The sequence below is a fragment of the Microbacterium sp. OVT16B genome (assembly GCF_019969705.1).
Taxonomy (GTDB): Bacteria; Actinomycetota; Actinomycetes; order Actinomycetales; family Microbacteriaceae; genus Microbacterium; species Microbacterium natoriense.
Genome location: NZ_JAHXZA010000001.1, coordinates 647,977 through 674,229 on the forward strand (window position 1 = coordinate 647,977; position 26,253 = coordinate 674,229).

Sequence of the window (26,253 nt, forward strand, 5' to 3'; positions counted from 1 at the left end):
GGAGAACCACTCATCCCGCCCACCCAGGGGCGGACTCGAAAGGACATCACATGACCGCACTCACGCACCCGCGGGGGCGCCGGATCCTCGCCATCGGCGCAGCGCTGACGCTCGGCGCGCTCGGCATCCTCGCCACGGGCTCGGCCGCGAGCGCCGCCGAGATCGACCCCGACCAGACCGGCTCGATCACCATCCACAAGTTCGCGAACCCCGGCAACGGCGCCGCGAACCCTGACGGCACCGGCACGCTGCCCGATACGGAGCCGATCGCCGACGTCGTGTTCGAGGTGTGCGCGATCGACGGCATCGACCTCGTCGACGGCACGAACACGGGATGGGATGCGCTCAACGCGATCACCCAGGCCGAGAAGCTCGCCGCCGGCGCCCAGGGCACCGCGACGCTCGGCGCCTACGCGCTGAGCGGCTGCGAGGAGGTCACTACCAGCGCAGACGGCACCGTGTCCACCGGCGCGCTGCCCGTCGGTCCGTACTTCGTGCGCGAGATCGACGCCCCCGCCGGGGTGATCGCGCCCGCGATCCCCTTCATCGTCACGGTGCCCACCCCCGCGGTGAACACCGGCATCGCCGGAGCACCGCTCGACGGCGAGTGGGTGTACGACGTCAACGTCTACCCGAAGAACACGCTCGCCGAGAGCCCGCGCAAGAACGTCGTCCGCCAGGACGACAACGGCGCCGCTCTCGGGGCGCCGGTCACGTACCAGGTGACGACGAAGATCCCCGCGCTCGCGGCCGGCGAGACGTACGACGTGTTCGCCATCACCGACACGCTCGACCCCGCCCTCACCCCGAACACCGACCTCTCGACCCTGTCGGTGGCCGTCGGCGGAGGAGCCGCGTTCGTGCAGGGCGCCGACTACACGGCGACCTGGGCGGGGCAGACGCTCACCGTCTCCTTCACCGCCGCCGGGCTCGCGAAGCTCGAGGCCGGGCAGAACGTCGTGCTCACCTTCGACGCGGCAGCGAACGCGGTCGGCGAGATCCAGAACCAGGCCTTCGTGAACCTGAACGGCTTCCAGCTCACCCCCGGTGTCCCGAACGGACCCGGCGGGTCGCCGACCGACATCGTGGAGACGCGATGGGGCAGCCTCACCGTCAAGAAGGTGAACGCCGCCGACGCGCAGCAGGGCCTCGCCGGCGCCCGGTTCGAGATCTACATGGGCACCACGGATGCCGCAGGCTGCATCGCCGACATCGACGACCTCAGCGCCGTGACCGCACCCGGCACGACCTCGCCGCTCGTCGTCTCCTCCGGCGCGGACGGCTCCGTCGTCTTCCCCGGACTCTGGGTCGGCGACACGGAGAAGACCGTCGCCGCCGACGGCACCGTCAGCGACGTCGCGGCCCCCGGCCACGACTACATGCAGCGCTGCTACGTGCTGAAGGAGATCGCGGCCCCGGCGGGCTTCATCCTCCCGGCCGGTGCGGCAGCGCTGACCGAGGTCGTCGTCGCTGCGGGCGACAACGGCACCGTCGCGCTGATCGACATCCCGAACACCCAGCAGGGAGTGCCGACCCTGCCGTTCACCGGAGCCGACGGACAGCTCGCCCTCATGATCGCGGGAGCCGCCCTCGCGGTCATCGCCGTCGGCGGAGTGCTCGTCTCGCGGCGGCGCAAGGCGGCTGAGGAAGCCTGATCGCGGAGACGTGATCGCAGAGACCCCGGGGCGGGGCTGGAGTGTCACCGCCCCGGGCCCGCGCGCCCGCTGATGCAGGGGTGCATGGCAGCGGGCGCATGAGGCGGCGGGGACGCGGGGCGTCCCCGCCGCCGACGCGCTCACGAGAGAATGCGGACGAGAGAGGAGAAGGACACGTGAACGATGACGTCACCGCAGCGACGGCGCAGACGCGAGCGCGTCCTCCCCGGAGCGACGCGCGGCGCCGGCCTCGCTGGCGCCCGTCGGTCCTGCTGCTCGTCACGCTGGCCGCAGCGGTCACGGGAGCGACCGTGTTCGCCTACGCGCCGGCCGCGCAGTGGCTCGCCGACTACAACCAGGCGCTGATCGTCGACGGCTACCCGCAGAGCGTCGCCGCCGCTGTGCCAGGGCCCGCAGACCAGCGCGCGGAGGCCCACCGGTACAACGAGGCCCTGTCCGCCGGTGCGATCCTCGCCGCCGATGCGAACGTCCCCACCAGTTCCGCGCGCACCGGGCAGGAGTTCGACTACGCGAGCATGCTGCGCACGGACTCGGGCGTCATGTCGCGCATCCAGATCCCGTCGATCGGCGTGGATCTCCCGATCTATCACGGCACGGACGAGGCCACGCTGCGGAAGGGTGCCGGTCACCTCGAGGGGACGTCCCTGCCCGTCGGCGGCGCGAGCACGCACGCCGTGATCACCGCGCATCGGGGGTTGCCCGAGGCGGCGATGTTCACCGACCTCGATCGGGTGAAGAAGGGCGACCTGTTCACCCTGACGACCTTCGGCGAAGTGCTGACCTATCGTGTGATCGATGCGCGGGTCGTCGATCCCGCCGACACCGAGACCCTCCGCCAGGAGGAAGGGCGCGACCTCGTCACGCTCGTCACCTGCACCCCGCTGGGCATCAACTCGCACCGCATCCTCGTCACGGGCGAGCGCGAGACGCCGAATCCGCCGCAGTCGGTCGTCGCCGCAGGAGGGCTCGCGGAGGGCGCAGGATTCCCGTGGTGGGCGGTGGCGTACCTCGCCGCCCTCGTGGTGATCGGGGTGTACGGCTGGTGGGCTGGTCGCTCGACCGCCGCGCGGTCTCGGCTGGCGGGTCGCGACGCGCCAGCCGACGCTCCGATGGAGTGACCGGAATACTGCACGAGCGCTATGCTCAGCTGTGGGGAGAGCCCACCCGAGGGAGATTTCTTCATGCCCATTCTCGTCGGAATCGTCGAGGATCACCCTGCCACGGTGCTCGGCACCGTGGCGATACTCCGGAAGCACGCTGACATCGTCGTCGCCGCGACGGGATCGCGCGCTCTGGACCTCCTCTCCAAGGCGTCGAAGCTCGACGTCGTCATGCTCGATCTGGCGCTCTCAGACGGCTCTTCTCCGACGGAGAACATCCGCACCCTGGCGCCGCTCGGAGCGCAGATCATCGCCTACACCTCCGGTGAGCAGTCGCGTCTCGTCCGCGAGGCCGCGCGCGCCGGCGCCTCCGGGATGATCCGCAAGTCCGAGCGCATGGAGGTGATCGTCGAGTCGGTGCGTCGCGCAGCCCGGGGCGAGGTCATCGCGTCCCCCGACTGGGCGGCGGCGCTCGACGCGGACCGCGAGTTCGTGTCGGCGAGGCTGAGCCCGCGGGAGTCGGAGGTGCTCTCCCTCTATGCGTCGGGGGAGACCGCCGACCGCGTGGCGCAGTCCCTGTTCCTGTCGCGGGAGACGGTGCTCGATCACATCCGTCGGATCCGCGCGAAGTACGCGGCCGTCGACCGCGCCGCTCCCACGAAGGTCGACCTGTTCCGTCGCGCCATCGAGGACGGGCTCGTCGCGCCGGATCAATGACCGCGCTGCGCGACGAGCTGACGCTCGTCGACCGACGCCTGGGCCGGATCATCGCGTGGTGCGGCATCCTGAGCACCGTCGCCGCATGGTCTCGCATCCTCCCGCAGATGCCCGAGTTCGCCCCCTGGTGGACGCTCCTCGCCGCCGTGCCCGTGCTCGTGATCGTGATCCTCGCGGTCGCGGGAGCCACGCTCTCGGCGACCGCGTGCCGTGTGCTCTGGGCGACGACGATCCTCTCGGTCACGGCCGCCCAGGCGACGGTCTTCCTCGGCTACCGTGGCGATGACCCCGACGGACTGCGTCCGTGGATCGGTGTTCTCGGCCCGATCGCCGTGTGCCTGATGCCGCTGCTCGTGCGCTCCGCCGTCGCCGCCGTCGCGCTCGCGGCGGTGATCCCCTTCGCGATGGCGCTGTCGGGGCTCGTGTTCCTCGGAGCCGTGCCCGCGACGGCGCTCGCGATGACCCCGATCCACGTCGGCAACATCGCCGTGCTCGCGGCGGTGATGGGCGCGCGGGCGCGACTGCTCCGCCTGGAGCGCGCCGAGGAGTCGACCCGGCGTCTCGAGTCGCGGCGCGACAGGGCGCAGGAGCGGCTGAGGAGCCAGCGCGCGGTGGCCAGGATCGTCCACGACGAGGTGCTGTCGGTGCTGACCGCGGCGATGCGTCTTCCCGGGCCGGCGCTCCCCGAGGTGCGGCAGGCGGCGTCGGCGGGGCTGGAGGCGCTCCGCACCGCCATGCGCATGCACCCCGGGACCCAGATCGACGTCGAGCGGGAGCTGGAGGCCGAGGACGCCGGACAGGCTCTGGCCCGAGTGGCGCACGGCATCGCCGCCGACGCGGATCTGAGCATCGCGATGAGGGCGGGCACGGTCCCCGCCGCGGTGCTGGAGCGCTCGTCGCTCGCGCTGGGGGAGGCGCTCCGCAACAGCGTCCTCCACGCGCGGAACGGGGGCCCGGCCGTCTCGGTCGACGTCGGGGGAGACGAACTCACGCTCGTGGTCTCCGACCGAGGACCGGGCTTCGATCCGGACGACGTGGCTCCCGAGCGGATGGGGCTGCGCAACAGCATCCTCGAACGCATGCGCGACCTCCCCGGCGGCACGGCGGACGTGACCTCGGGCGCGGGCGGCACACGCGTCGAGCTGGGATGGCGGCGCGCTGCGGCGAGGGTGATCGACTCCGGACTGTCCACTCGGATCGCACGGGTCGCGGTCGCCACGCTGTGGGTGACGGGGATCGTGCAGAGCCTGTTGATCGATCTCTTTCCCGTTCCGAACCCCGCCGTCGGCATCGGATGTTATCTGGTGGCCCTTCTCGGCGCCCTGATGGTCACGGCGCAGCATCCCGGCAGGCTGCGCGGCGCGGAGGCGGCGGCGGTCATCGGATGCGCGGTCGTCGTCGCGCTGTGCGTGCTCGCCTACGCCGACATCTTCGACGCTCCCGCCGGTGAGGTATGGCTGCTGACCTTCGCCTCCTACCTCGTCGCTCTCGTGGCGGCGCGCGGCAATCCGGCCGCAGGCTGCGTCGGCGCCGTCCTGCTCGTCGGGCTCGTCGTCGCGTGGGGATCCGCGACCGGACAGCCCGCCATCGGGGTCGTGGCCATGGCGACGCCGACCGTGGTCTCCCTGCTGGTCGGTGTCACGTGGTTCATCGGCGTCAGCAGGATCTCCGTGCGCGAGTACGGCGTCCGCGCCGCCGCTGTCGAGGCCGCATCGGCGACCGTCTTCGCCGCAGCCGAGCGGTGGTCGTCACGGCGGGAGCTGTCCGGCATCCGCAGGACCGCCCAGCCCCTGCTCACCGCGCTCGCCTCGGGCGCCGACATCGACGACGCGCTCATCGGGGAGCTCGCCGCGGCTGAGGGGAGCATCCGCGACCGCATCCGCGCTCCCGGCCTGCACCACCCGGCACTGGTCGCGGCGGTGGATGGCGCACGCCGGAGAGGCGTGCATGTGCTGCTGCTCGGCGAGGAGACGGCGATGAGGCACCGCCTTCCCGGTGAGCTCGCCACGTCGATCGCGCGACTGGTCGCGGAGGAGGGGGCGGTCGCGGTCACCGTCAGGGAGGTGCATCGCGACGGCGGTTCCGTGGTGACGGTGGTGCGTGAGCGGGGGGACGGCAGCGTGCAGCGAGAGGAGTTCTCGCGTGCCGGCGCATGACGCGTCCCCCACTTACGGGGGAAAGACGTCTCGTTCCTTGTGAGCGGAGGGAGTACCGGCAACCCTAGAGAGGCGGTTCGTCCGCCACGAGGTGACTCTCCTCCCCAGGGTCCCTCTCTAGCTGCGGGGGCGACGTCACCCCCGCAGCTGTCTTGCAGCGTGAAACGGGGTGTCGGCGCATCTACTGGGGACTCGCGCCGAGGAAAGTGGTGTGAATTTGTGGGGACCGGAGTGAACTCGATCGTTCGGGTGGGGATCGTGGACGATCATCGGGTCATGCAGCTCGGAACGACGGCGATCATCAACGGGCATCCGGGCCTGCACGTGGTCGCGGTGGGGACGACCGTGGCCGAGCTGCTGGCGCTCCAGCAGCGCATGGACGTCATCCTGCTCGACCTCACGCTGTCAGACGGGTCGACGCCGTCGCAGAACATGGCGGCGCTGTCGCGCACGGGAGCGCGGATCCTGGCCTTCGTCGCCGAGGAGCCGCCGCCGATGCTGAGACAGGCGGCGCGTGCGGGCGCCGTCGGGCTGATCAGGAAGTCGGCCGACGCCCCGCAGATCATCGCCACGATCCGCGCGGCCGCCCGCGGGCAGGTCGTCGCAGGGGCCGAGTGGTTGGCGGAGATGAGCCGCGCGGTGCCCGAGGTGGCCGACGCCGGTCTCTCCGTGCGAGAGGCCGAGGTGCTCGCGCTCTACGCGGCGGGCAACACGGCCGAGAGCGTCGCCCAGGGGCTCTACGTCTCGCGCGCCACCGTGCTCGACCATATCCGCCGGATCCGTGCGAAGTACGCCGCGGCAGGGCGTCCCGCGCCGACGAAGGTCGACCTCTTCCGCCGCGCGGTGGAAGACGGGCTCGTCCAGTCCGAGTCCTGACCCGCGCCGTGGCGGCCATCGCGGGGAGAGAATGGAGCCATGAGCACGCGCAGCGAAGCCGTCCTGATCGATGTCGTCCGCACTCCCGTCGGCCGGGGCAAGCCAGGGGGAGCGCTCTCGGGCGTGCACCCGGTCGACCTCGCCGCCGGCGTCCTCTCCGCGCTCCTGGAGCGCACCGGGCTGGAGTCCGCGCAGATCGACGATGTGCTGCTCGGCTGCGTGAGCCAGGTCGGAGATCAGTCGTCGAACATCGCGCGTCAGGCTCTCCTCGCCGCCGGATTCGATGAGTCGGTGCCAGGGGCCACCATCGATCGGCAGTGCGGATCCAGTCAGCAGGCGGTGCACTTCGCGGCGCAGGGCGTGATGGCGGGAGCCTACGACGCCGTGATCGTCGGCGGGGTCGAGTCGATGAGCCGAGTGCCGCTCGGCGCCGCGCTCGCCGGAGGATCGCCGATGTCGCCGCGGTTGCGCGCACGCTACCCGGAGGGTCTGGTCAACCAGGGCGTGAGCGCCGAGCTCATCGCACAGCGCTGGGGCCTCGACCGCGACGCGCTCGACGCCTATGCCGCGGAGTCGCATCGGCGTGCGGCATCCGCCTGGTCGGAGGGCTTCTTCGACAGGACGATCGTCGCGGTCGACGAGGCGCCGGATGCGATGACCGATGAGACCGTCCGGCCGGGGACGACGGCCGAGGGGCTGGCCGGCCTGAATCCGGCGTTCCGCACGGACGCGCTCGCCGCGCGCTTCCCCGAGCTCGGGTGGCGGATCACACCGGGCAACTCGTCTCCTCTGACCGACGGCGCCTCCGCCGCGCTGATCATGAGCGCCGACCGCGCCGCCGCGCTCGGGCTGACGCCGCGCGCACGGTTCCATGCGTTCGCCGCTGTGGGCGACGACCCGCTCCTCATGCTCACCGGGCCCATCCCGGCCACCCGTCGCATCCTCGAACGGTCGGGCCTCGGCATCGACGACCTCGACGCCTACGAGGTCAACGAAGCATTCGCGTCGGTGCCGCTCGCCTGGGCCGCCGAGGTCGGGGCGGATGCCACCAGGCTCAACCCGCGCGGCGGGGCGATCGCGCTCGGGCACGCGCTCGGCTCGTCCGGCACGAGGCTGCTCGGCACCCTCGTCGATCATCTCGACGCCGTCGGCGGGCGCTACGGATTGCAGACGATGTGCGAGGGCGGCGGCATGGCCAACGCCACGATCATCGAGAGGCTGTAGCCGCGGCGGACCCGTTCCGGAGCGCGCCGCAGAACGGAGAAGACCCCCGCCGACCCGATTCGGCGGGGGTCTTTCGCGGTGTGGGCACCGCGACGGGAGCAGACGCTCACCGTTGGCGCGGAAGCTGTGACTACCCGATCCGGTCTGAGTCTCTGTCCGCGCATCTGCAGTTGTAGCCGGTGGAGGTGACCGGGCGGTGAACGAGGGGAGAACTCGCGGATCGGGGGAGGGGCGTCTCCTGAAAGCGCTTGCGCTATCGGCTTCTTCTGCCGGACGAGTCTGGAATATTACGCGACAGAAGTACTGGAAGCGCTTGCAGTTTCTCCCGGCGGACTGATAGCTTCGCACGCACAGCATCCGGGCACGCCGTCGTGCCCTCTCCATCCCCAGGGAGCATCCGTGTCGAAGACGACCACCGCACGCCGTACCGCACTCCTCGCCGTCACCGCGCTCATCACCGCGGGGCTCGCGGCCGTGGCCGCACCCGCGGCATCCGCCGCAGAGCGCACCGCGGCGCTCGTGGGCGACCTGCAGTCCGAGCTCGGCTGCGCCGCCGACTGGGCGCCCGACTGCGCCGCGACCGAGCTCGCCCCCACGGGTGCGCCGGGCATCTACAGCGCCGAGTTCGAGGTGCCCGCCGGCAGCTACGAGTACAAGGTCGCTCTCGACGACGGGTGGGACGAGGCGTACGGACTCGACGGCGGAGGGGACAACATCCCGCTGACGGTCGCGGGCCCGGCGACCCTCCGGTTCACCTACGACGACACCCGCCACCGCGTCGGCGTCGAGGTCGAAGACCTTCGCGGCGGCTACACGAGCGACGACGATGCGCTCATCGCGGCACCGGTGCGGCAGCCCGGCGCGGGGGAGCAGTTCTACTTCGTGATGACAGACCGCTTCGCGAACGGGGATCCGTCGAACGACAGGGGCGGTCTGGACGGCGACCGGCTCACGACCGGATTCGACCCCACCGACAAGGGCTTCTACCAGGGCGGCGACATCGCCGGCATCCGGAACGAGCTCGACTACATCGAGGGACTGGGGACCACCGCGATCTGGCTCACCCCCAGCTTCGCGAACAAGCCCGTGCAGGGCGAGGGAGCGAACGCGAGCGCCGGTTATCACGGCTACTGGGTCACCGACTTCACCCGCATCGACCCGCATCTCGGCACGAACGAGGAGCTGCAGGCGCTGATCGCCGAGGCGCACGACCGCGGCATCAAGGTCTACTTCGACATCATCACCAACCACACCGCCGACGTCATCGACTACACGCAGCAGAAGTACGACTACATCGACCAGACGACGAGCCCGTACCGGGACGCCGACGGAAAGGCGTTCGATCCCGGCGACTACGCCGGCACCGGCGACTTCCCCGCCCTGGACCCCGCCACGAGCTTCCCGTACACGCCCGTGGTGGCGGATGCTGAGAAGGACGTGAAGGTCCCGACCTGGCTCAACGACCCCACGCTGTACCACAACCGCGGAGACTCGACCTGGTCGGGGGAGTCCGTGACCTACGGGGACTTCAGCGGCCTCGACGACCTCATGACCGAGCATCCGACCGTCGTCAACGGTTTCGTGCAGGTCTACGACAAGTGGATCGACCTCGGCATCGACGGATTCCGCATCGACACCGTCAAGCACGTGAACGTCGAGTTCTGGCAGCAGTTCACGACCGACGTGCTCGACTACGCCCACGCGAAGGGCAAGAAGGACTTCTTCATGTTCGGCGAGGTCTACGACGCCGATCCGGTGAAGCTCGCCCCCTACGTGCGCGACACCGACATGAACTCGATCCTCGACTTCACATTCCAGTCCTCGGCCGTCAGCTACGCCTCGGGCAACTCCGCGAAGGGGCTGCAGTCGCTGTTCGCGGGGGACGACCGCTACACGACCTCCGACTCCTCGGCCACGGCACTGCCGACCTTCCTCGGCAACCACGACATGGGCCGGGTGGGGAGCTTCCTGCGGAACACGGACTCCGCGGTGCAGCGCGACGAGCTCGCGCACGAGCTGATGTTCCTCACCCGCGGGCAGCCCGTCGTCTACTACGGCGACGAGCAGGGCTTCGCCGGCACCGGCGGCGACAAGGACGCACGCCAGTCGCTCTTCGCCACGCAGGTGGCGGAGTACGCGAACCAGAACCTCATCACGGGAGAGCAGGTCGGCTCCACGGACCGCTACGGCACCGACGGCGAGCTGTACCGCAGCATCGCGGCGCTGTCCGATCTCCGCGAGGCCCACCCCGCGCTCGTCGACGGCGCGCAGATCGAGCGGTACACGGCATCCGGTGCGGGCGTGTACGCGTTCTCCCGGGTGGATGCCGACGACAGGGTCGAGTACCTCGTCGCCGTGAACAACGCCTCCTCGGCGCAGACCGTCGATCTGAAGACGCTCACCGCCGACGCCGGCTACAGCGCCGTCTACGGCGACGGCGCGGCGATGACGACGGATGCCGGTGCGGCGACGAGCATCACGGTGCCCGCACTGTCCGCGGTGGTGTGGAAGGCGGATCGCAAGGTCACCGCCCCCGCCGAGGCCGCCCCGGTCACCCTGAGCGTTCCCGCCGCGGGCGCCGGCCTCGCCGGGCAGTCCGCCGTGCAGGCGACCATCGCCGACCAGTGGGCGCAGACGAGCTTCGCGTACCGCGTCGTCGGCTCCGACGAGTGGCACGCGCTCGGCACGGCGGAGGACACCGATCCCCGCGTCTTCCACGACATCCGGGGCCTGGCGAAGGGAACGCTGGTCGAGTACCGGGCGGTGACGACGGATGCCGCAGGCCACCACTCCGCGGCATCCACCTACGCCTCGGTCGGCAACGCCGTGACGCTCGAGCAGGCCGAGGAGCCGGAGTCCCCGATCGACATGGTGACCGTCCCCGGCAGCCTCAACTCCGAGATGGGATGCGCGGGCGACTGGGATCCGGCGTGCGAGAAGGCCGCGCTCACGCTCCGTGCAGACGGGGTGTGGGCCGGCACGTTCGATTTCCCCGCCGGCGACTACGAGTACAAGGCGGCGATCAACGGCAGCTGGGCGATCAACTACGGCGCCAACGGCGCACCCGACGGCTCGAACATCGCCGTGCACCACGCGGGCGGACCGATCACGTTCTACTTCGATCCGCGCACGAACATCGTGCAGTCCACGTCGGAGGGCCCCATCGTCACGCTCCCCGGCTCGCAGCAGTCGGAGCTCGGCTGTGCGGCCGACTGGTCGCCCGACTGCCTCGCGACCCTCATGGCCGACGGCGACCGCGACGGCGTCTACGAGTTCGCGACGGACGAGCTGCCGACCGGCGCCTATGAGCTGAAGGTCGCGCACGGCCTGAGCTGGTCGGAGAACTACGGAGCGGACGGAGCGCCTGGAGGGGCGAACATCTCGTTCAGCGCCACCGAGGGCAAGGTCACGACCTTCCGCTACACGCTCGCCACGCACGTCCTCGAGGTCGTGAGCGTCGACCCGCCGCTCCCCGGCACGGGCGAACTGCGTGCGCACTGGATCGACGCCACGACCATCGCGTGGCCCGCGACGCTCGGGAAGCCCGACAGGGCCGCGTACCAGCTGTACTCGGCATCCGACGCCGCGCTCGCCGTGGCCGACGGCGACGTCTCGGGCGCGGATCCGATCGCCCTGACCGTGATCGACGGGGGACTCACCGACGCTCAGCTCGCGCGCTTCCCCGCTCTCCAGGGCTACCTCGCGCTGAGGGTGAAGGATGCGGATGCCGCGGCGCTCGTGCGCACGCAGCTCGCCGTCGCCCAGCGCGATACGGCAGGCGCCCTCACCGCGTTCACGGGCGTGCAGATCCCCGGGGTGCTCGACGACCTCTACGCCGCAGCACTCGACGAGGTCGACCTCGGTGTCACCTTCAGCGGCAAGAAGCCGACCTTCCGGCTGTGGGCGCCGACGGCGCAGAGCGCGGCCCTCCTGACCTGGAACGCCGGGGCGAGCGGCGATCCCGTGCGTCACGACGCGGCATGGGACGCGGCATCCGGCACCTGGACCGTGAAGGGCGGCAAGGACCTCAAGGGCGATGAATTCCTGTGGGAGGTGAAGGTCTACGCGCCGACCACGGGGAAGATCGAGACCAACCTGGTCACCGATCCGTACTCGACGGCCCTCACGCTGAACTCGGAGCGCTCCGTCGCGATCGACCTCGACGACAAGGCGTGGCAGCCCAAGATCTGGCAGAAGACGACTTCCCCCGTCGTGGAGAAGTCGGTCGATCGCGCGATCTACGAGCTGCACATCCGCGACTTCTCGATCAGCGACGAGACCGTGCCTGCGGAAGAACGGGGCACCTACCTCGCCTTCGACGAGAAGAGCGCGGGCACCGATCAGCTCCGCCAGCTCGCGGATGCCGGCATCAACACCGTGCACCTGCTGCCGTCGTTCGATCTCGCGACGATCGAGGAGGACCGCGCGGCCCAGGCCGTGCCGGACTGCGACCTCGCATCGTTCGGCCCCGCGTCCGATCAGCAGCAGGCGTGCGTGCAGGCCGTGGCCGACGCGGACGGCTTCAACTGGGGCTACGACCCGTACCACTTCTCGACGCCCGAGGGCTCGTACGCGGTCGACGCGAACGGCGGGGCGCGCGTGGGCGAGTTCCGCACCATGGTCGGCTCGCTGCACGACATGGGGCTGCAGGTCGTGCTCGACCAGGTGTTCAACCACACCGCGGCATCCGGTCAGGCGGGCACATCGGTGCTCGATCAGGTCGTGCCCGGCTACTACCAGCGGCTGAACGCGGCGGGCGCGGTCGAGACCTCGACCTGCTGCCAGAACGTCGCGACCGAGCACCTCGCCGCGCAGAAGCTCATGGTCGACTCGATCGTGACGTGGGCGCGCGACTACAGGGTCGACGGCTTCCGGTTCGACCTGATGGGGCACCACTCCACGACGAACATGCAGGCGATCCGCGACGCGCTCGACGCGCTGACGCTCAAGAAGGACGGCGTCGACGGCACGGCGATCTATCTGTACGGCGAGGGCTGGAACTTCGGAGAGGTCGCGAACAACGCACTGTTCGAGCAGGCGACGCAGGGCCAGCTCGGCGGCACAGGCATCGGCACGTTCAACGACAGGCTGCGGGATGCCGTGCACGGCGGCAGCCCGGTCGACGGCTCCTCGACGTTCCGACAGGGCTTCGGCACCGGTCTCGGCACGGACCCGAACGGGAACCCGATCAACGGCACGACCGAGCAGGCGCTCACCGACCTCGGCCATGAGACGGATCTCGTCAAACTGGGGCTCGCGGGCAACCTGCGCGACTTCACGTTCGTGACGAGCGACGGGAAGGTCACCGCCGGTTCAGGCATCGACTACCGCGGCTCGGCCGCAGGCTATGCCCAGGAGCCGGACGAGGTCATCAACTACGTCGACGCCCACGACAACGAGACGCTGTACGACCTGTCGGTGTTCAAGCTGCCGGTGGGCACGTCGATGGCCGACCGGGTGCGCATGAACACGCTCGAACTGGCGACCGTGACGCTCTCGCAGTCGCCGTCGTTCTGGCACGCGGGCACCGAGCTGCTGCGCTCGAAGTCGCTCGACCGCAACAGCTACAACTCGGGCGACTGGTTCAACCGCATCGACTGGACCGGCCAGGAGTCGACCTTCGGCTCCGGCCTGCCGACCGCGGCGGACAACCAGGAGAAGTGGCCGATCATGGCGCCGCTGCTGGAGAACCCGGCGCTCAAGCCCGGAGCCTCCGACATGGCGTCGGCCGAGGCATCCGCCCTCGATCTGCTGCGCGTGCGTGACGAGGTCGACCTGCTGCGGCTCGGCTCGGCGGATCTCATCGAGCAGAAGGTGACGTTCCCGAACAGCGGAGCGGAGGCCGCGCCCGGTGTGATCCTCATGCAGATCGACGATCTGGTCGGGGCCGACGTCGACCCCGAGCTCGACGGAGCCCTGGTGGTGTTCAACGCGTCGCCCGCAACCGTCACGCAGACGGTGGCGGGGCTCGCCGGTCGCTCGTTCGCTCTGACACCCGCGCAGGCGAACGGAGCGGATGCGGTGGTCAAGGGCACGACGTGGGATGCCGCGAGCGGCACGGTCACGGTGCCCGCGCGGTCGGTCGCCGTGCTGGTCGACGACCAGGTGCAGCCGATCGATACGTCCGTGCGGCTGAGCTCGTCCGACGTCGTCATGAAGGCGGGCCGGAACGCGATCGTGAAGGTCGCGGTCGCCGCCGACGACCGCAGCGCCGCCGTCGGCACCGTCACGGTGCGCGACAACGGCAAGGTCATCGCGACGGTCGAGCTGACCGCCGCCGATCGGGGCAAGGTCACGGTGACCGTGCCCCAGGTGACCCGCGGCATCCACTTGATCACGGCGCGGTTCGAGGGGACCGAGCCGTACACGGACTCGCGTTCCTGGCTCCCGCTCCCCGTGATCGCCTACTGAGTCCTGGCGGCCCGCCCCGCCGCCGAGCGCACGGGTTGTCGCCGAGTGCACGGGTCGTCCACGTCGACGACCCGTGCACTCGGCGCGATGCCGTGCGCTCGGCGGCCGGCCCACTGTTCGTCCCCAGGGGGTGGCGGGGGAGAAGTTGTCCACGGTGTCGCGGAAGTCCGGGGGATGCCGCGGAACGAGGGGTGGCGAACGCGCCAGCATCAGGGGCATGACCGATCAGAACACCCCCAAGAACGACCGCCCGCTGCGCGATGACGACGACCTCCGCGACCTCCTCGAAAGAATGCTCGAACGCGCCAGTCGGCGTCAGGTGTGGCTCATGTTCATCGATGCGCGCGGATGCCTCGGTGAGCCCCTCATCCCGATGGAGGGGTATCCCGAAGATCCGAACGCGCTGACGCGCACGGAGGATCTCGGCGAGCTCACCGAGGCCCAGCTGCTCGTGCAGCGCGCGGACCTCCTGCGCGAGGTGACCTCCAGCGAGTCCGTCGTCATCGTCTGGGAGCGCATCGGCCCGCCGGCCGTGGGCATCGACGACCGCGAGTGGGCAAGGGCGATGCGCGATGCGGCGTTCGCGCTCAGGGTGCCGCTGCGTGCGCAGTTCATCCTGCACGACCGGGGAGTGCGTCTGCTCCACCTCGACGACATCCTGTGACAGGCGCCTGATCATGTGGAACGATGTATACATGTCTACAGGAGTGCTGAGCGTCCGTCTTCCGGAAGAGCTGAAGGCTCGTCTCGACGCGCTTGCAGCCTCGACCGGGCGCTCTGCGGCCTACTACGTTCGGGAGGCGGTGTCGCAGCATCTCGCCGACCTCGAGTACGCCTACGCGGTGCGGGCGGAGGCGGAGGCCGTGCGTCGCGGCGAGGTGCCATCACGCTCGCTGGACGATCTCGCACGCGACCTCGGCTTCGATCCGATAGAGCTCCGCCGAACGCCGCATGACGGCGCCGCAACGCCTGCACCCGCCTGATGCGCTACCGGCTCACGCCGGCACCCCGATTCGAGAAGCAGCTGCGCAAGCTCGACCGCAGCACGTCGCGGCGCATCCTCGTCGCGCTGTACGAGCTGGCCGAGTTGGAGGATCCCACCGTCAGGCTCAAGCCGTTGCAGCGCGAACTCGCGGGGCTCTGGAGGCTGCGGGTCGGCGACCATCGGGTCGTCCTCGACGTGAGGCCGGATGAGGTGGTCATCGTGGCGGTCGATGTCGGGCACAGGCGGAGTATCTATCGATGACACAGATACAAGGACGTCCTAGTAAATATCCGGAGACCCGAGTAACATCGACAATGTGCCAACGAAGGCGCGAAGGGATGTCACACAATGACTCGTACCATTCCGCATTTTGTAGGCGGATCGCTTCTCACCCCTGAAGACGGGCGCTTCGCCGACGTGTTCGATCCGAGCACGGGAGCAGTGCAGGCCAGGGTGCCGCTCGCCTCCGCCGACGAGGTGCGCAACGTGATCGCCGATGCTGAGGCTGCTCAGGTCGGATGGGCGGCGACGAATCCGCAGAAGCGCGCCCGCGTGCTGCTGCGCTTCCTCGACCTCGTGCAGCGCGAGATGCAGTCGCTCGCGGAGCTGCTCGCCAGCGAGCACGGCAAGACGGTCGACGACGCGAAGGGCGACATCCAGCGCGGACTCGAGGTCATCGAGTTCGCCGCAGGGGCGCCGCACCTCCTGAAGGGCGAGTACTCCACGGGCGCCGGCGCGGGGATCGACGTGTACTCGATGCGTCAGCCCCTCGGCGTCGTGGCCGCGATCACTCCGTTCAACTTCCCCGCGATGATCCCGCTGTGGAAGGCGGGTCCCGCCCTCGCCGCAGGCAACGCCGTCGTCCTCAAGCCCAGCGAGCGCGACCCGTCCGTGCCGGTGCGTCTCGCCGAGCTGTTCCTGGAGGCGGGTCTCCCCGCCGGAGTCCTCAACGTCGTCCACGGCGACAAGGAGGCGGTCGACACGCTGCTGACCGATGACCGCATCCGTGCCGTCGGCTTCGTCGGCTCGACGCCGATCGCCGAGTACATCTACGCGACCGCCGCCGCCCACGGCAAGAGGGCCCAGTGCTTCGGCGGAGCGAAGAACCACATGATCGTGATGCCGGATGCCGACCTCGATCAGGCCGTCGACGCGCTGATCGGCGCGGGGTACGGCTCCGCGGGCGAGCGCTGCATGGCGATATCCGTCGCGGTGCCCGTGGGGCAGGAGACGGCGGATGCTCTCGCCGCGAAGCTCACCGAACGCGTCGCACAGCTCCGCATCGGCCCCTCCCTCGCCGCCGACGTCGACTACGGCCCGCTCGTCACGCGGGCCGCGGTCGAACGGGTCGAGGGCTACATCCAGCAGGGCGTCGACGAGGGCGCCACGCTCCTCGCCGACGGTCGTGGCTTCACGGTCCCCGGCCACGAGGAGGGCTTCTACCTCGGTCCGACCCTGTTCGACCACGTCACGACCGACATGGCGATCTACCGCGAGGAGATCTTCGGCCCCGTGCTCGTGATCGCCCGTGCGGCGGACTATGAGGAGGCGCTCCGCATGGCGAACGAGCACGAGTACGGCAACGGCGTCGCGATCTTCACGCGCGACGGCGATTCCGCGCGTGACTTCGCGGCGCGAGTCGACGTGGGCATGGTCGGCGTCAACGTGCCGATCCCCGTGCCGATCGCCTACTTCACGTTCGGCGGCTGGAAGCGCAGCGGCTTCGGAGACCTCAACCAGCACGGCGCCGATGCGTTCCGCTTCTACACGAAGACCAAGACGGTGACGAGCCGCTGGCCCAGCGGGATCCGCCAGTCGGGCGCCGAACAACCAGCAGAGGGTGCGAGCTTCGTCATCCCCACCATGCACTGAGCAGCGACTACCCCCATCCCACAAGGAATCCCCATGACACTCACCACCGTCACCACCACCGCCGAGGAGCGCGAGGCGATCCTCGACGCCGTCCGCGAGTTCGCCGACACCGAGCTGGCCCCGTACGCCCTCGAGCGGGACGAGAAGCACCTGTTCCCGCGTGAGAGCCTCGGCCGCGCCGGCGAGCTCGGACTCGGCGGCATCTACGTGCGCGAGGAGTTCGGCGGCACGGGGCTCAGCCGCACCGACACCGTCGCGATCTTCGAGGAGCTCGCGAAGGCCGATCCCGCGGTCGCGGCTTACATCTCGATCCACAACATGGTCGTCTGGATGATCGACACCTACGGCGACGACGCCCAGAGGGGCGAGTGGCTTCCCGCGCTCACCACGATGGAGCAGTTCGGCGGGTACTGCCTCACCGAGCCGGGAGCGGGATCGGATGCCGCGAACATCGCCACCAGCGCGGTCCGCGACGGCGACGCCTATGTGCTCACCGGCGTCAAGCAGTTCATCTCCGGAGCAAGCGAGGCGGGCGTGTACGTCGTCATGGCGCGCACCGGCGAACCCGGGGCCCGCGGCATCAGCGCCTTCCTCGTGGCGGGCGACGCCGAAGGACTGAGCTTCGGCGCACCCGAGAAGAAGATGGGCTGGCACGCGCAGCCCACGCGCCAGGTCATCTTCGACGGGGTGCGGGTGCCAGCCTCGGCCATGCTGGGCGACGAGGGCAAGGGGTTCGCGATCGCGATGTCCGCCCTCAACGGAGGTCGGCTGAACATCGCCGCCTGCTCCCTCGGCGGAGCGCAGTGGGCGCTCGACCGGGCTGTGCAGTACGTGCACGAGCGCGTCGCCTTCGGCGAGCCGCTCGCCGAGAAGCAGTCGATCCTCTTCGCCATCGCCGACATGCGCACCGACCTGCAGGCCGCACGACTCATGGTCCGCGACGGAGCTCAGGCCGTCGACGAGCATGCCCCCGACGCTACGATGCGCTGCGCCATGGCCAAGCGCTTCGCCACCGACGCCGGCTTCGACGTCGCCAACAGGGCCCTTCAGCTGCACGGCGGGTACGGGTACCTTCAGGACTACGGGATCGAGAAAGTCGTCCGTGATCTGCGGGTGCACCAGATCCTGGAAGGGACGAACGAGATCATGAGACTCATCGTCGGGCGGGAGATGCTGCGCCCCGCAGGGTCGGCCTCCCTCCAGCGCAGCGGCGGAAGCCAGACGCGGAGCGCGTCATGAGCAGGGTCGCCTTCCTCGGGCTGGGGCACATGGGACTCCCGATGGCCGTCAACCTCGTCAAGGCCGGGCACGAGGTGCACGGCTTCGACCTGGTGCCTGCGGCCATCGACGCCGCGCGGGCCGCCGGCATCCCGGTCGCCGCGAGCGGGTCGGATGCCGTCGCCGATGCGGATGTCGTCATCACGATGTTCCCCGCCGGACGCCACGTGATCGCCGCCTACCAGGACGAGCTGCTGGCCGCGGCGCGCCCCGGCACACTGTTCATCGAGTCCTCGACGATCGCGGTCGACGAGGCCCGCACGGCCCACGAGCTCGCGATCGCCGCTGGGCACCGCAACGTCGACGCGCCCGTGTCTGGCGGAGTGGTCGGCGCGGAGAACGGCACCCTCGCCTTCATGGTGGGAGGGGCCGACGAGGACTTCGCTGCGGCGCTCCCTCTGCTCGAGGCGATGGGCAGGCGGATCGTGCACTGCGGTGGTCCCGGCCTCGGCCAGGCCGCGAAGGTGTGCAACAACATGGTCCTCGCGGTCTCGCAGATCGCCGTGGCGGAGGCCTTCGTGCTGGGCGAGCGGCTGGGCCTCGAGCATCAGGCCCTGTTCGACGTGGTCTCCCAGGCCTCCGGCCAGTGCTGGTCGATCACGACCAACTGCCCCGTGCCCGGCCCGGTTCCGACGAGCCCCGCCAACCGCGACTATCAGCCGGGGTTCGCGGGGGCGCTCATGGCCAAGGACCTCGGGCTCGCGCTGCAGGCCATCGAGCAGACATCCACGGACGCGAAGATGGGCAGGCTCGCGCAGCAGCTGTACGCCGCCTTCGCCGAGGGAGACGGCGCGACGCGCGACTTCTCCGGCATCATCACCGACATCCGCGACGATCGCGTCTGAGGACGCGGGACATACTGAGAAGACCACGACGGAGAGGGCCTTCACGATGACCGAGTACGAGACGATCCTGGTCGAGCAGCGCGGAAGGGTCGGCTGGATCACACTGAACCGCCCGCAGGCGCTCAACGCTCTGAACAGCCGCATCGCCGAGGAGGTCACGGCGGCGGCCGTCGCCTTCGACGCCGATGAGGGCGTGGGCGCCATCGTCCTGACCGGCTCCGAGAAGGCGTTCGCCGCCGGAGCCGACATCAAGGAGATGGAGGCGATGTCGGCCGCCGAGATGCTCGAGACCGACCACTTCGGCATCTGGTACGACTTCGCCGCGGTGCGCACCCCGGTGATCGCCGCGGTGTCCGGCTTCGCCCTGGGCGGGGGCTGCGAGCTGGCGATGATGTGCGACATCATCCTCGCCGCCGACACCGCGAAGTTCGGGCAGCCCGAGATCAATCTCGGCGTCATCCCCGGCATGGGCGGCACGCAGCGGCTCATCCGCGCGGTCGGCTACTACAAGGCGGCGGAGCTCGTGCTCACCGGGCGCTTCATGGGCGCCGAGGAGGCGGAGCGCTCCGGTCTCGTGTCGCGCGTCGTGCCGGCATCCGGCCTGCTCACCGAGGCCGAGAAGCTGGCCGAGACCATCGCGTCGAAGTCGCTGCCATCGGTCTACGCCGCGAAGGCCGCCCTGGACGCCGCGATGGAGACGACACTCGCCGAAGGACTCGCGCACGAGAAGGCCGCGTTCGCCGCGCTGTTCGACACGGAGGACCAGAAGGAGGGCATGTCGGCCTTCCGGGAGAAGCGTGCGCCCGACTTCCGGAACAGGTGAGCTCTCAGCCGCGCATCGCCTCGACGACCTTGGCGATGCGGCGGTCGCGCGTGGCCTCCTGCTTCGCCTCGGCGACGGAGCGGGCATGCTCCTTACGGTGCGTGTAGGGGAGCTTCTCGAAGGCGGCGCGCAGGGCGGGCTCCGCGTCGAGGGCGGCCGTGAGCTCGGGAGGCTCTTCGACCGTGCGCTCGGCGGTGTCCACGGCGATGATGGCGTCGACCTCCTGGTCGATCTCGACGCCGAGCTCGGCGCGCGTGGCCTTGCTGAAGCCGATCATGTTCTTCCCGCCCATGCGGGAGAGACGCAGACGAGCGGTCCGCCCGCCGATCGTGACGGCGACGGGGAAAGCCTTGCCCGCGCCGAAGGCGGCGACCTGCTCATCGGTGAGCACGATGGCAGCCGCGGGCCCGGACCCCGCGAGAACGGTGTGCAGGTGCAGTTCGGTCATCCCGACAGCGTACGCCCGGGCGGTGCGCGCGGTCACGCCGAAGCAGCCCCGGTGCGGGGTCGTCCTGACCTCGGCATCGGGTGCACCGCGCCGCGTGTCCCGAGCGGCCGTCACTCCGGCGGCGTCGCCTCGATCTCGGAGGCGAGCAGATCGTTGCGCTCGGAGATCAGCCGCCGCATGTACTCGCGCAGGAACAGGCGGTCGACGAGGTGCCCGATCGGGCCGAAGGGGGAGCGGAACGTGATCGTGTCGCGCATCAGCGTGCCCCGCGGATGCTCCTCGAACACGTGCTCGTGGAGGAAGTCCCCGAAGGGCCCCGACAGCTGCCGGTCGCTGAAGCCGTGCGGAGGGTCGATGTCGAACACGACGGAACGCAGCCGGAACGGGATGCCGAAGTGCTGCGCCCGCCAGGTGACCGTCGACCCCTCGGTGAAGGCTCCGCCCGCAGGCGCCTCGACCATCGTCTCCCCATATCGCACCATCGAGCGCACGTGCAGGCCGGGGTCGAGGGAGGCCGCGAATACGGCAGACGGCGGCGCCGCGATCACCCGTTCGAGCACGAACGCCGCCATGTCAGAGCGGTTCGGGCTGGGGGCGCGGGTCGGTGAAGTCGCCCGCGGCTTTGCGCATGCGCGCGACGATCGCGACGAGCTCCGCGGCGTCGTCGGCGCTGAGGCCGGGGTTCGCGAACACGTCGGCGTTCAGGGCTGTGGTCGCGCGATCGACGAGGTCGCGTCCGGCCGGCGTGAGCGCGAGGAGCGCGGCCCTGCCGTCGTGCGGATGCGGCTCGCGGATCACGAGACCGTCGCGGACCAGGCGCTCGGACGTGCTCGTGATCGTCGTCGCATGCACCTGGAGACGGGCCACCACGCTCGACAGCGGCAGACGCCCCGCGCGGCTGAACGCGAGCAGGCGCAGCACCTCGTAGCGCGCGAAGGACAGCGAGAAGGGCTTGAGTGCGGCGTCGACGCGGGCGAGCAGCAACTGCTGCGCACGCATCACCGAGGTGACGACGGTCATCCCGTCTGCGGCATCCGACCACCCGTGCGCGAGCCACTGCCGCTTCGCCTCGGCGAGCGGATCCACGGGCAACGGGCGGGACGGGGTCACAGGTTCTACGGTAGGCCATCGGATGCTCTGAGTCTCAGTTGCAGAAAAGTTGGCACTCAGTTTCAAGGGACTAGAATCGAGCCAGTCGTGAGGAGCAATCGATGAAGATCTTCGTCCTGGTCAAAGAGGTGCCGGACACCTATGGCGATCGCAAGCTGAATCTCGAGACGGGTCTGGCCGACCGCGCCGCCGGAGACGTGGTGCTCGATGAGATCACGGAGCGCGCGCTCGAGGTCGCACTGAGCTATGCCGACAAGAACGAGGGCACCGAGGTGGTCGCCCTCTCGATGGCGCCCGAGGGGTCCACGGCATCCGTCCGCCGCGCGCTCGCGATCGGTGCCGCATCCGCCGTGCACGTCGCCGACGAGCAGCTCGCCGGCGCCGACCTGACCTTGACCGCCGAGGTGCTGGCCGCCGCGATCCGTCGCGGAGAGCCCGACCTCGTCATCACCGGCAACCTCTCGACCGACGGCTCGGGCGGTGTGATCCCGGCGATGCTCGCGGAGCACCTGGGCTGGGCGCAGGCGACCGCGCTCTCCTCAGTGGAGATCAGCGCGGATGCCGTCGCGGGCACGCGGGCCGCCGACGCGGGATCCCAGCCAGTGTCGGCGAGCCTGCCGGCGGTGATCTCGATCACGGAGGCGCTGCCGGATGCGCGCTTCCCGAACTTCAAGGGCATCATGGCGGCGAAGAAGAAGCCGCTCGAGGTGCTCTCCCTCGCAGACCTCGGCGTCTCCGCCGACCCGTCCCTCGCGCCGCGGACCATCATGACGACGGTCGCGGAGAAGCCCCCGCGCGCAGCGGGCGTGAAGATCGTCGATGAGGGAGACGCCGCCGACAAGCTGGTGGAGTACCTCGTGCAGAACAGGCTGGTGTGAGATGAGCTCGTCCGAGAACCCGATCCTCGTCCTCGTGGACGTCGACCCCGCAGGAGACGTCGCGTCCAGCACCGCTGCGCTGATCGGCGCGGCATCGACCATCGGCAGGCCGGTCGCGCTGATCGTCGGCGGCTCTGCGGATGCCGCGGAGCAGGCCGCCCAGGCCGGCGCGGCGGAGATCATCTCCGAGGAGGGCGACGCCGCGCTGCTCACCGTGCCGATCGTCGACGCGCTGCAGCGGGCATACGAGCGGGTGCGACCGGATGCCGTGCTCATCTCGAACTCGATCGCCGGCCGCGATGTCGCCGGCCGTTTCGCCGTGCGTGCGAAGCTCGCGCTCTCGGTCGACGCGGTCGGCGTCTCCCGTGACGACGAGGGCATCGTCGCACACCACTCCGTCTACGGCGGCGCCTACCTGACCGACTCCGCCCCGACGTTCGGGACTCCCGTCATCACCGTGCGGCAGGGCGCGATCGACGCACGCGCGGAGCGCATCGACGACGCCGTGTTCACGGGGGCCACCGGAGCATTCCCGGTGAGCGGAGTCGCCGCGACCGCCGGGACGATCGACGCCGTCGAGCAGGCGTCCTCGCGCCCGGAGCTCCGCGGCGCCGCACGCGTCGTGTCGGGCGGACGCGGGCTCGCGTCGAAGGAGAAGTTCGTGCTCGTCGAAGAGCTCGCCGATGCGCTCGGCGCAGCCGTGGGCGCGTCCAGGGCCGCCGTCGATGCGGGGTACATCCCGCAGTCGCACCAGGTCGGCCAGACCGGCGTCTCGGTGTCGCCGCAGCTCTACGTCGCGCTCGGCATCTCCGGCGCCATCCAGCACCGCGCGGGCATGCAGACCTCGAAGACGATCGTCGCGATCAACAAGGACGCCGAGGCTCCCATCTTCGACGTCGCCGACTTCGGCATCGTGGGCGACCTGTTCACCATCGTGCCGCAGGTCATCGCCGCTCTCGAGGCGCGGAAGAAGTAGGCATGGCCACGCTGCGACGCGGACTTCCGCGGGTACCGGGCGGAGAGCCCTGGCCTCCCGCGGGGGTGAGCGATGGCGCCGATGCGGACGCGATGGCGGATGCTGCGACGGATCCGGGTGCGGAGTCCGGAGCTGCGACGCAGCCGAGTGCCTCGGGCGCCGCGGCGGGCGCATCGGGAGACGCGGCGGGCGCATCGGGAGACGCGGCGGGCGCTTCCGGAGATGCGGCTGCCGGTTCCGGTGCTTCGGTTGCTGCCTCGGTCGAGCGGGCAGAACGAGACGAGGCGCGCGCTGCCAATTCGGCCGCCGCTGCCTCTGTCGCCGCTGCTGCCTCCACCGCTGCAGTTCGCATCCGTCGCGGACTCCCGCGTGTGCCGGGCGGAGAGCCGTGGCCCCCCGCGGATGTCGCGCCGAACAGTTCGTCTACCGCCTCAACCGTCGCGTCGACGGACTCCTCGTCTGTCGCGCCGTCGTCCGTCTCGTCCGTCGCGCCGACCACAGTCCCGAGCGCGGTCGCAGCACCGGAGCGGCCGCAGTCGTCCGAGTCGGCGCCAGACGCAACGCGCGCATCGACGGGGTCGTCCGCGCAGAGCGAGGGCGCGACTGCCGATGGCGTCATGCGCCGAGGACTTCCGAGAACCGCGGGTGGCGAGCCATGGCCGCCGGCGGGACTCGTGCCGGCAGCCGTGGCGCCGGTCGGAGCGGCGGATCGGGCCGGGGCGCCATCCTCGCCCGATGATCGGGCGGCCGCCGCGCCGTCTGCCTCCGACGGTGTGGGCGTCGACTCCGCATCTGCGGCGGCATCCGTCGCGGCGGCATCCGCCCTCGGCGAGGGGGACGCCGTCTCCGCGGCATCCGCTGTCGCTCCGGTCGCGGCATCCGCCGTCGTGCCTGGCGCCGACCTCAGCGTCCCCCTGCGGGGCGCGCGCACGGTGTGGAACGGCAGTGCGCCCCGGCATCTCCCCGCCGCACCGGCATCCGACCGCCGTCGTCCGACGTGGACGCAGGGGATCGCCGCGCTCATGGCCGCCGCCGGTCTCGGAGTGCTGGCTGGTGCCGCCGTCGCTCTTGTCCGGACGCTGCTGAGCCTGGATCCGCTGCAGGACTTCCTCGCGGCCTTCCCCGGGGAGTATGCGCCGGCGGTGCACGTGGAGCCGGGCTTCGCGCCGTGGATCGGATGGCAGCACTTCTTCAACATGTTCCTGATGGTGCTGATCATCCGATCGGGGCTCACCATCCGGCGCGAGAAGCGGCCGACCGCGTTCTGGACGCCCAAGAACAACCCGAAGGGCAAGGTCAGCCTGACGATCTGGTTCCACCAGGCACTCGACATCCTGTGGCTCGTCAACGGCGTGATCTTCGTCGTCCTGCTGTTCGTCACCGGGCACTGGGCGCGGATCGTGCCGACGAGCTGGGAGGTCTTCCCGAACGCGCTGTCGGCGGCTCTGCAGTACGTCTCGTTCAACTGGCCGCACGAGAACGGGTGGAACAACTACAACAGCCTGCAGCAGCTGGCCTACTTCGTCACCGTGTTCCTCGCGGCGCCGCTGGCCGCGGTCACCGGGTTCCGGATGTCGGGGCTGTGGCCGAAGAAGGCGGAGCGGCTGTCGAAGGCCTACCCGATCGAGTGGGCCCGCGCCGTGCACTTCCCGGTGATGCTGTACTTCGTGCTGTTCATCATCGCGCACGTCGCACTGGTGTTCCTCACCGGCTTCCTCGCGAACCTCAACCACATGTTCGCGTCCTCTGACGCGGTCACGTGGACGGGTTTCTGGGTGTTCGTCGCGGCCGTCGCCGTGATCGCCGCCGGCTGGGCAGCCGCCCGCCCGCTGGTGATCGCCCCGATCGCCAAGCTCTTCGGGACCGTCTCCGGCCGCTGAGTCGCGTGGGTTCCGCATCGCCTCCTGACTCGCGTGGGTTCTGCGCTGCCCCTGAGTCGCGTGGGTTCTGCGCTGCCCCTGAGTCGCGTGGGTTCTGCGCTGCCCCTGAGTCGCGTGGGTTCCGCATCGCCCGCTGAGTCGCGCGGGCTCCGCGCCGCCCCCTGACTCGTGCGGGCCCCGTGCCGCCGAACCCTGAGGCGAGGGTTCTGCGTTCACAACTCCTCATGAGCCGGGTGATCTTCCGCAGATCCGGCCGTGTGGGCGGCTGATGGGCCGATCTGTGCGGAGTTGTGAACGCGGTGCGGCTCGGCCGAGCTCCAGAACTCCGGAGATCTGCCGCGTGCGGATGCAGAAGAGGCCGCCATCCGTGGATGGCGGCCTCTTCTCCGGAGTTCTGGAGCCGAACGAGCGACTCAGCGCGTGAAGCGGACCTCGGTCAGCGTCTCGCCGAGGAACGGCTCGGTGTGGCTGGCGCCGTCGAGGGCGAAGCCGTTGCGGGTGTAGAAGCGGTGCGCGCGGGGGTTGTCCTCGGCGACCCAGAGGTACAGCGGCTCGTCCTTCTCGACGGCGGCGTCGAACAGCTTCTGACCGATGCCGGTGCCGTGGTACGCGTCGAGCAGGTAGATGAAGTAGAGCTCGCGGAACGCCGGAGCATCCTTGTCGCGGGCGGGACCCGAACCGACGAAGCCGACGATCTCGCCATCGACGAGGGCCGCGTTCATCTTGAACTCCGGCCCCTGCGAGGCCCAGTGCGTCCACAGCTCGGCCATGCGGCGGGGCGACACCTTCTCGAGGGCGGCCTTGCTGATCAGGTGGTCGTAGGTCTCGTGCCAGCACTGCGCGTGCACGCGGCCTAGGGCTTCCGCATCCACGTCGCGGACCGGACGAACGGAGATCTGGGGCTGGGCTTCGGCGCTCATGCCGCGACTCTACGCGCGGCGTCGGCGAACCGGAAATCGAGTGGATGTCGTCAACAGGGCATCCGACGCCGATGGAGG

At 70.3% G+C, this 26,253-nt stretch carries 21 protein-coding genes; 17 read left to right on the top strand and 4 right to left on the bottom strand.

The annotated features are described in order from the left end of the window. Positions 1 to 50 precede the first annotated feature (50 nt). From LC438_RS02995 to LC438_RS03060, 14 genes are all read left to right on the top strand, one after another. Complete coding sequence (locus LC438_RS02995; RefSeq protein WP_181155972.1) at positions 51 to 1,655, top strand: SpaH/EbpB family LPXTG-anchored major pilin; 1,605 nt, start codon at positions 51 to 53, stop codon at positions 1,653 to 1,655. 176 nt (positions 1,656 to 1,831) lie between these two features. Beyond that, on the top strand, positions 1,832 to 2,794 hold the full coding sequence (locus LC438_RS03000; RefSeq protein ID WP_308116169.1) for a class C sortase: 963 nt from the start codon (positions 1,832 to 1,834) through the stop codon (positions 2,792 to 2,794). 63 nt (positions 2,795 to 2,857) lie between these two features. Continuing rightward, on the top strand, positions 2,858 to 3,493 hold the full coding sequence (locus LC438_RS03005) for a response regulator (protein ID WP_105676830.1): 636 nt from the start codon (positions 2,858 to 2,860) through the stop codon (positions 3,491 to 3,493). Continuing rightward, the gene (locus LC438_RS03010) at positions 3,490 to 5,649 is read left to right on the top strand and encodes an ATP-binding protein (protein ID WP_105676832.1); all 2,160 of its coding nucleotides are present in this window, start codon (positions 3,490 to 3,492) and stop codon (positions 5,647 to 5,649) included. Before LC438_RS03005 ends, LC438_RS03010 begins: the two co-directional genes overlap by 4 nt. A gap of 258 nt (positions 5,650 to 5,907) precedes the next feature. Next, the gene (locus tag LC438_RS03015) at positions 5,908 to 6,525 is read left to right on the top strand and encodes a DNA-binding response regulator (protein ID WP_223587443.1); all 618 of its coding nucleotides are present in this window, start codon (positions 5,908 to 5,910) and stop codon (positions 6,523 to 6,525) included. Positions 6,526 to 6,564: 39 nt separating this feature from the next. Further along, on the top strand, positions 6,565 to 7,749 hold the full coding sequence (locus LC438_RS03020; protein WP_223585799.1) for a thiolase family protein: 1,185 nt from the start codon (positions 6,565 to 6,567) through the stop codon (positions 7,747 to 7,749). Positions 7,750 to 8,148: 399 nt separating this feature from the next. After that, positions 8,149 to 14,160, top strand: a complete 6,012-nt coding sequence (gene pulA / locus LC438_RS03025) for a pullulanase-type alpha-1,6-glucosidase (RefSeq protein WP_223585800.1) — start codon at positions 8,149 to 8,151, stop codon at positions 14,158 to 14,160. Between the two features lie 217 nt (positions 14,161 to 14,377). Next, the gene (locus LC438_RS03030; protein ID WP_223585801.1) at positions 14,378 to 14,824 is read left to right on the top strand and encodes a hypothetical protein; all 447 of its coding nucleotides are present in this window, start codon (positions 14,378 to 14,380) and stop codon (positions 14,822 to 14,824) included. Positions 14,825 to 14,855: 31 nt separating this feature from the next. Further along, on the top strand, positions 14,856 to 15,143 hold the full coding sequence (locus tag LC438_RS03035) for a ribbon-helix-helix protein, CopG family (RefSeq protein ID WP_223585802.1): 288 nt from the start codon (positions 14,856 to 14,858) through the stop codon (positions 15,141 to 15,143). Beyond that, positions 15,143 to 15,406 carry a type II toxin-antitoxin system RelE/ParE family toxin gene (locus LC438_RS03040; protein WP_223585803.1) on the top strand — a complete coding sequence of 88 codons (264 nt, stop codon included), beginning with the start codon at positions 15,143 to 15,145 and terminating at the stop codon, positions 15,404 to 15,406. Before LC438_RS03035 ends, LC438_RS03040 begins: the two co-directional genes overlap by 1 nt. A gap of 87 nt (positions 15,407 to 15,493) precedes the next feature. Then, the gene (locus LC438_RS03045) at positions 15,494 to 17,017 is read left to right on the top strand and encodes a CoA-acylating methylmalonate-semialdehyde dehydrogenase (protein ID WP_105675078.1); all 1,524 of its coding nucleotides are present in this window, start codon (positions 15,494 to 15,496) and stop codon (positions 17,015 to 17,017) included. Positions 17,018 to 17,050: 33 nt separating this feature from the next. Further along, positions 17,051 to 18,256 (top strand): acyl-CoA dehydrogenase family protein, encoded by a 1,206-nt coding sequence (locus LC438_RS03050; RefSeq protein WP_223585804.1) that lies wholly within the window; start codon positions 17,051 to 17,053, stop codon positions 18,254 to 18,256. Continuing rightward, positions 18,253 to 19,140, top strand: a complete 888-nt coding sequence (gene mmsB / locus LC438_RS03055; RefSeq protein ID WP_105675082.1) for a 3-hydroxyisobutyrate dehydrogenase — start codon at positions 18,253 to 18,255, stop codon at positions 19,138 to 19,140. The genes LC438_RS03050 and mmsB overlap by 4 nt, the downstream gene beginning before the upstream one ends. Before the next feature lie 46 nt (positions 19,141 to 19,186). Beyond that, a complete protein-coding gene (locus LC438_RS03060) occupies positions 19,187 to 19,963 on the top strand; it encodes an enoyl-CoA hydratase (RefSeq protein ID WP_223585805.1) in 777 nt (258 codons plus the stop codon). 4 nt (positions 19,964 to 19,967) lie between these two features. Here LC438_RS03060 and LC438_RS03065 read toward each other — a convergent pair whose 3' ends face one another. From LC438_RS03065 to LC438_RS03075, 3 genes are all read right to left on the bottom strand, one after another. Next, positions 19,968 to 20,411, bottom strand: a complete 444-nt coding sequence (locus tag LC438_RS03065) for a YdeI/OmpD-associated family protein (RefSeq protein ID WP_223585806.1) — start codon at positions 20,409 to 20,411, stop codon at positions 19,968 to 19,970. Positions 20,412 to 20,521: 110 nt separating this feature from the next. Then, positions 20,522 to 20,983 (bottom strand): SRPBCC family protein, encoded by a 462-nt coding sequence (locus LC438_RS03070; protein WP_223585807.1) that lies wholly within the window; start codon positions 20,981 to 20,983, stop codon positions 20,522 to 20,524. Between the two features lies 1 nt (position 20,984). After that, the gene (locus LC438_RS03075; RefSeq protein ID WP_105675088.1) at positions 20,985 to 21,521 is read right to left on the bottom strand and encodes a MarR family winged helix-turn-helix transcriptional regulator; all 537 of its coding nucleotides are present in this window, start codon (positions 21,519 to 21,521) and stop codon (positions 20,985 to 20,987) included. A gap of 101 nt (positions 21,522 to 21,622) precedes the next feature. On the opposite strand from LC438_RS03075, the gene LC438_RS03080 reads away from it, so the two are divergent. The 3 genes from LC438_RS03080 to LC438_RS03090 all read left to right on the top strand — a co-directional run bounded on the left by LC438_RS03080 (position 21,623) and on the right by LC438_RS03090 (position 25,255). Beyond that, positions 21,623 to 22,399 carry an electron transfer flavoprotein subunit beta/FixA family protein gene (locus tag LC438_RS03080; protein WP_105675090.1) on the top strand — a complete coding sequence of 259 codons (777 nt, stop codon included), beginning with the start codon at positions 21,623 to 21,625 and terminating at the stop codon, positions 22,397 to 22,399. Between the two features lies 1 nt (position 22,400). Continuing rightward, entirely contained in the window at positions 22,401 to 23,375 is a 975-nt protein-coding gene (locus LC438_RS03085) for an electron transfer flavoprotein subunit alpha/FixB family protein (protein ID WP_105675092.1), read from the top strand. A 674-nt stretch (positions 23,376 to 24,049) separates the two neighbouring features. After that, positions 24,050 to 25,255, top strand: a complete 1,206-nt coding sequence (locus LC438_RS03090; RefSeq protein ID WP_223585808.1) for a cytochrome b/b6 domain-containing protein — start codon at positions 24,050 to 24,052, stop codon at positions 25,253 to 25,255. A 413-nt stretch (positions 25,256 to 25,668) separates the two neighbouring features. Here LC438_RS03090 and LC438_RS03095 read toward each other — a convergent pair whose 3' ends face one another. Continuing rightward, complete coding sequence (locus tag LC438_RS03095; RefSeq protein ID WP_105675094.1) at positions 25,669 to 26,175, bottom strand: GNAT family N-acetyltransferase; 507 nt, start codon at positions 26,173 to 26,175, stop codon at positions 25,669 to 25,671. Positions 26,176 to 26,253 lie beyond the last annotated feature (78 nt).